Raw genomic sequence first — 6,025 nt, 5'->3', positions numbered from 1 at the left:
GCCGAGCGCCTCCTGCCCGAGGGCGTGGCGGTGGTGGCCGACCACCGCGCCCTGCTGGAGTGCGGCATCGACGCCGTCATCCTGACCACCCCCGATGACACGCACGAGGAGCTGGCCGGCTTCTTCCTCGAGGCCGGCGTCCCGGTCTACCTGGAGAAGCCCCTGGCCATCACCATCGAGAGCGCCGACCGCATCCTGGCCACCGCCCGGCGCACCGGTACCCGCCTCTACGTGGGTCACAACATGCGCCACATGGAGGTGGTGCGGCTGCTGAAGTCGATCATCGACTCCGGGCGGATCGGGGAGCTCAAGGCGATCTGGTGCCGCCACTTCGTGGGTAACGGAGGCGACTACTACTTCCGCGACTGGCACGCCGAGCGCCGCCACGTCACCGGTCTGCTGCTGCAGAAGGCCGCCCACGACATCGACGTCATGAGCTGGCTGGCCGCCTCCGAGCCGGCCCGCGTCGTCGGCATGGGCGGACTCATGGTCTACGGTGACGCCGAGCGCCGGGAGCCGGGCACGAGCGCCGGCACCGTCATGCAGGACTGGTTCACCCTCGACCACTGGCCCGCCGACGAGGTTGGCGACCTCAACCCCGTCATCGACGTCGAAGACCACTCCATGCTCATGATGACCATGCGTAACGGGGTCATGACTTCCTACCAGCAGTGCCACTTCACCCCCGACTACTGGCGCAGCTACACGGTCATCGGCACCCGCGGCCGGGCCGAGAACCTCGGCGACAGCGCCGGCGACGTCGTCAAGGTGTGGACCGAGCGCACGGAACACTACGCCGAGCGCGCCACCGAGGAGTACGTCATCGCCGAGGAGGGCACCGGGCACGACAGCGCCGACCAGCTCGCCATCGACGAGTTCCTGCGCTTCGTGCGCGACGGCGGGGTCACCGATGCCTCACCGGTCTCCGCGCGCGAGGCGGTCGCCGCCGGGGTGCTGGCCACCCGGTCTCTGCGCTCGGGATCCGTCCCCTACGACGTGCCCGAGCTCGACGCGGACCTGGCGGCCTACTTCCATCGCGGCCAGCGGGGTCCGGACTCACCGACGGTTTCTTCATAAACGACGCGGCTCCGCGTCATCTTTGAAGAAAATGTCGGTTTGGACGGTCGGCACCACGTACAGTGCGAGCCGGGCGGTGCTGGTGTCTCGACGGGGACCCGACCCGCAGGCGGGACAAGCAGGAGCTGAGGAGAGCGCATGATTCACCACATCACCCTGACCGGGCGCAGTATCGCCCTGGCCTGCGACGGCACGGTGACCACCCAGCACGGGGCCGGCGGCGCCACCGGTGCGGTCTACGTGGAGGCCTCGCACCTGACCCTCTTGCACGACATGCGCGACGGCGAGTTCTACCGCACCGGCCAGAACTCCTGGTCGCCGTCGGGCTGGCGCCGCCTGAGTGAGGCACCGATGCGCATCGCGAACCAGCAGCGGCGTCGGACCGCGGACGACGACTCCTGGGACGATCCGGCCCGCCACCACTCGGCTTGGATGGCGGTCCTGGAGGACGCCTCCGGGGCGCTGCTCGTGGGCTGCCTGGATGGGCGCACGCCGCGCCTGCGCGCCGACACCGCGGTTCTGGAGGCCTTCACCGAGTCCGGCGATTCGGCCCGCTGGGTGATCCTGCCCGGTCCGGCCATCGCCGTCATGGCCCGCTACGCGCGCGAGCTCGGCGAGACCCTGGGCAGCCGGCCGATCACGCCGCAGAGCGTGTGGTGCTCCTGGTACTCCTACTACGAGGGCATCTCGCAGGAGGCGCTCGAGCGCGAGGTCCCGCAGGTCGCCGAGCTGGGCTTCTCCACGCTTCAGATCGACGACGGCTGGCAGGCCGCGGTCGGCGACTGGGAGGCGGGCGAGAGCTTCGGCGACGGCATGGAGGCCGCCGCGACCCGGATCCGCGAGGCCGGTATGCAGCCGGGCCTGTGGGTGGCGCCCTTCATCGCCCTGCCCGGCTCCCGGGCGGTGCGCGACTACCCGGAGATGTTCGTCCACAACGCCGACGGCGGACTGGCCGTGGCCGGCTCCAACTGGGGCGGCGACTACTACGCGCTGGACACCACCCACCCCACCGCCCAGACCTACGTGCGCAAGCTCATCGCCAAGATCGTCCACCGGTGGGGCTTCGACTACCTCAAGCTCGACTTCATCAACGCCGCCGCCGTCCCCGGTTACCGGCACCGGCAGATCGACCGGGAGGAGGCCTATCGCACCGGGCTGCGCCTCGTGCGCGATGCCGCCGGGGAGGAGGCCTTCCTCCTAGGGTCCGGGGCGCTCATCATGCCCTCCATCGGGCTGCTCGACGCGGTGCGGGTGGGGCCGGACGTGGCCCCCATGTGGGAGAACTACGCCTCCGACGACTTATCCGACGCCAAGGCCTACAACGCTCTGCACGCTGGCATCAACCGGCTCTGGCTGGGGCGGGTCATCGGGGTCGACCCCGACGTCGTCTTCTTCCGTCACCGCCGCAACCTCCTGGACGACACCCAGATGCAGTGGCTGCGCGACGTGGCCGAGGCCAGCCGCTACCGGTGTTTGTCGGATCGGATGAGCTGGCTCGACGAGGAGGAGAAGGAGGCCGTGCGCGCCTACTTGGCCGCCGAGGACGAGCCCCTGGAGATCCTGGACCGCTACCGCTTCAAGCTGGGCGAGCGCGAGATCGACCTCACCGAGGCCATCGAGGGGGCGTCGTCGGCTTACCCGCTGTGAGGCGGGGCTGAGCCGGCTCCGGGGCCGGGCTGCAGCTCCAACACCCATGTGATGATCGGCTATTTTCCCCGATCGATGAGACCGATTACAGACATGTAGGTGGCGGGGAGTCTTCGGCGATCACGATGGCCGGCTCCCTGAGCTGGGGCTCTGACACCTGTACCACTGGACTGAGCTTTTCCCTCAGGCCTCACATGCTTCCGGGTGCTACTAGATTAGTCCGGTGGCCGGGATTCCAATTTTCTCGCCGCTACTGATTACCAGCCCTCTGTCTCTTAAAACAGTCACCTACCGTGCGGCATGACACGCGTAAGCCATCCTAACCTAGTGGCGTAGTTATACTCTCGACACTGGTAACGACGTGTCTATCTCAGCTCAAGGTGTTGATGAAATATCGGGCTAACTCAACTTATGTGATACTCGAGGATCGCCTTCTTGTTCTCCATAGATGCTCTTCTATATGAAACGTTGAGCTAAGTTCGCTATAATGTCCCTATGCTTTCGAAACCAGACACCGTCCCTGTGCTCGTGCGTGAAGCCTTCCTTCAAGCGTTAAGAAAAGGAAAGAAGGAATGGTGGCGCATGAATATGTCTGTACTCAATAATCGAATGATTCAGATTAATCGAGATGTTCGAAATAAGATTATCGGGGATCAGAATATAGTTCATTGGGCGCAACTTCAGCCATATCTAAAAGTTGAAACGGGGGAACTGGGAGCCACTGTTGAACTTATCGATGATGCACGTCGAGAGATCGTCGACGATGGGGATTATGCAAGACTTTATAGGGGGCAAAGAATTCGCGGAGATTTATGGTCTGCTGTCATGAATAAAGACTCAGAAGTTTCTCATTGTTGGGACCGAGGAGTGGTATCCCAATGTCGGAGCGACTCGACAGGACTGGTCCTACCAAAGCTCTCCGAGGAGGATTTGCGTCGATTTCGTAGGGAGTTTGCGGACCAGCATCCCGAACGCTCGATACAAAAATGGGTCGATGATTATAGGTATGTCTATCTGCTACGCGAGATTCGCGGCGAGTGGTATGAGTACCTTAAATCGAAGGTATTCGATATTCTTAATCACTGGTTTGAGGAAAACGCGATCGATCCTCCGAAAGACATGCTCACTCCTATCGCTGACAGAAAAGAAACGAAAAACAGTTCTCTCTCATTCGCTCGAGATAAATTACGAAGTTTAATCGATGTGGCGACTGAGCAGGAACTCTCGATGATTATGATTCCTGCAGGTCTCGTAGCTCGGGTCTGGAGTAATGAATAACTATTCTGTGAGTCTGCGCAAATGAATCCTGACATCTTAGCAATTGATCGGGCCTACCAGGGGTTATCCTCAGGTGAGGCCCCGAATAGTCTTGAACTTGAACGCTCTCTTTATTTTGTCGGAAAGAAAAACGCGCTATCAAATGGTATGTGGAAGAGAATCGATGCGGAGGCGGCCTCGAATCATTTGCTTACTGCAATACGTCGGTACACTCAGCCAAGGCGAGCTGGAAAGGAAAAGTTATTCACAGTCAATTCGAAGCTAGCGAAAGAACTTTCGAAATCCAGTCGCAGAAAATTAGTTGCAATTATTCAGTTTGGTAGTGCTCGAGTCCTCCTCAATCTTTTTGATCAGTGGTCAAGGAGAACGTCGGTCACTCTCGAAGACTACTTAGGTGATGCTGCCTGTGTTCGAATAGTCAGTGATGAATCTGATCTTGAGCGCGTAATTAAAGACTGTATGTTCTGGTTCGACCATCCTGGAGGTGATCTTGCATTAAATAAAAATGACCCTAGGTGCCTACCTATGTCGGCGTTCTCGCGGCGCCGTCTGTATTTGTTGGAGTCGCCAGAAGCTCGTCGTATTTTCAAGGAAAAATATAAATATTTGGGAAAAGGGATTCAGTGGCTCGATGATGACGGAAAACTGTGGGATGGTAACGGTGCATGTCACGGGTTGGTGCCTGCGCACATCTGTGGGTGCGCCCTCCCTCTCGGCTGGCATTGGGACGTGAGTTGGGGGAAAGAAGGGAGTAAAAAAATGCTTGTATCCAATGGGTGGGAGGCGTGGGAAGTAGGTCGGAATGGTTACATAAATGTATGTCCAGACGGTTCTATTCGAAAAGGAGAACGATGCAGAATGCTGTCAGTCGCTCGTCGATAATTTAGTATCGCCTCACCGTGAATCACGGTGAGGCGATACGCGTAGGTCTTACACCTTAGAAGAATAACGATTGATAACTACGTGTCAGCCATGGGATACAAAAAAATAAGGAAGACGATGTACTGTCGCATTGTCGTGCACCATCGCATACTCCCTGCCTACGGGCCCACGCCGTCCATCAACCTGGTTCTTCAAAGGGTGGTAGATCAAACGATCAACCTGGCCAACAGGTGCGAAGCCCATCAACCGTTTCTAAGTCTATGAATCGGTTGGCTATCTGTCCAGCGACCGACGAGATTCATCAGGAATGCCTGTGAACTAGGCTCGCTGCTTAACTGAGAACTTCCTGTGAAGTCCGTGGGCCGTGGTGGGCATGGGAAGTGGGGAGGCTGGTGCAGGCCCAAGTGTGAGATCACAGGCAGGTACGCCAGGCGTACGCGAAGGTGTTGAAGAAGGGCAGGGGGCGGATCCTTGGAGAGGTCTGCCCAGTCATGGGCTGGAGCCGGGACAGCGCGTGCCGACGCCTTGTAGCCGCAGCCAAGCATCCACCTGGTTGTGAGGAAACCCGGCGGTCAAGTCTTTTGGTGTGGTGTAGATCGGGTTAGGGGTTGAGGGTGGTGGTGTGGTGGTCGGGTCGGGGGTGCTGGTCGTGGTGGAGCATGTGGGTGAGGCGTTGCAGGGAGGTCTTGGACAGGTAGCGGCGTTCGCCGTACTGCCATTCCTCGTGCTGTTCGAGCAGGACGGCTCCGATCAGGCGGGTGACGGACTCCCGGTCGGGGAAGACCTGGACAACGTCGGCGCGGCGCTTGATCTCGCGGCCCAGGCGCTCGATGGGGTTGTTGGACCAGATCTTTTGCCAGTGCTCCCTGGGGAAGGCCGCAAACGCGGTCAGGTCGGCCTCGGCGTCGGCGAGCATGTCGGCGATCTCGGGGAAGGCGTCCTTCAGGGAGTCGATGACGTGCTTGTACTGGGCGGTGACGGCCTCCTGGCTGGTCTGGGCGAAGATCGTGGAGATCAGGGCGCCCGCAGGCTTGGAGCGGGCCGAGCCGAGCCTGGAGGTGATGTTGCGGGCGAAGTGGACCCGACACCGCTGCCAGGCCGCGCCCGGCAGGATCGCCTTGACAGCGGCCTGGATGCCGGC

At 60.5% G+C, this 6,025-nt stretch carries 5 protein-coding genes; 4 read left to right on the top strand and 1 reads right to left on the bottom strand.

Annotated features, from left to right (window positions below):
• From HMPREF0975_RS03175 to HMPREF0975_RS14625, 4 genes are all read left to right on the top strand, one after another.
• Nucleotides 1–1,077 (top strand): Gfo/Idh/MocA family protein (locus HMPREF0975_RS03175; RefSeq protein ID WP_009232689.1); only part of this gene is annotated, 1,077 nt, incomplete at its 5' end.
• Nucleotides 1,078–1,215: 138 nt separating this feature from the next.
• Complete coding sequence (locus HMPREF0975_RS03170) at nucleotides 1,216–2,724, top strand: glycoside hydrolase family 36 protein (protein ID WP_009232688.1); 1,509 nt, start codon at nucleotides 1,216–1,218, stop codon at nucleotides 2,722–2,724.
• 495 nt (nucleotides 2,725–3,219) lie between these two features.
• Nucleotides 3,220–4,002 (top strand): hypothetical protein, encoded by a 783-nt coding sequence (locus HMPREF0975_RS15415; RefSeq protein ID WP_009232687.1) that lies wholly within the window; start codon nucleotides 3,220–3,222, stop codon nucleotides 4,000–4,002.
• A 21-nt stretch (nucleotides 4,003–4,023) separates the two neighbouring features.
• Nucleotides 4,024–4,884, top strand: a complete 861-nt coding sequence (locus tag HMPREF0975_RS14625) for a hypothetical protein (RefSeq protein ID WP_009232686.1) — start codon at nucleotides 4,024–4,026, stop codon at nucleotides 4,882–4,884.
• A 601-nt stretch (nucleotides 4,885–5,485) separates the two neighbouring features.
• On the opposite strand, the gene HMPREF0975_RS03165 is transcribed toward HMPREF0975_RS14625, so the two are convergent.
• Nucleotides 5,486–6,025 (bottom strand): IS256 family transposase (locus tag HMPREF0975_RS03165; RefSeq protein WP_009232685.1); only part of this gene is annotated, 540 nt, incomplete at its 5' end.

Source organism: Actinomyces sp. oral taxon 849 str. F0330 (assembly GCF_000239715.1).
GTDB lineage: Bacteria > Actinomycetota > Actinomycetes > Actinomycetales > Actinomycetaceae > Actinomyces > Actinomyces johnsonii.
The sequence above is the reverse complement of the archived record's forward strand: the minus strand, read 5'-3'. Positions and strand labels throughout refer to the sequence as shown.

What these genes read in the sequence shown, in the direction of transcription:
- HMPREF0975_RS03170 (WP_009232688.1), top strand. Translation starts at nt 1,216, where the DNA reads ATGATTCACCACATCACCCTGACCGGGCGCAGTATCGCCCTGGCCTGC.
- HMPREF0975_RS15415 (WP_009232687.1), top strand. Translation starts at nt 3,220, where the DNA reads ATGCTTTCGAAACCAGACACCGTCCCTGTGCTCGTGCGTGAAGCCTTC.
- HMPREF0975_RS14625 (WP_009232686.1), top strand. Translation starts at nt 4,024, where the DNA reads ATGAATCCTGACATCTTAGCAATTGATCGGGCCTACCAGGGGTTATCC.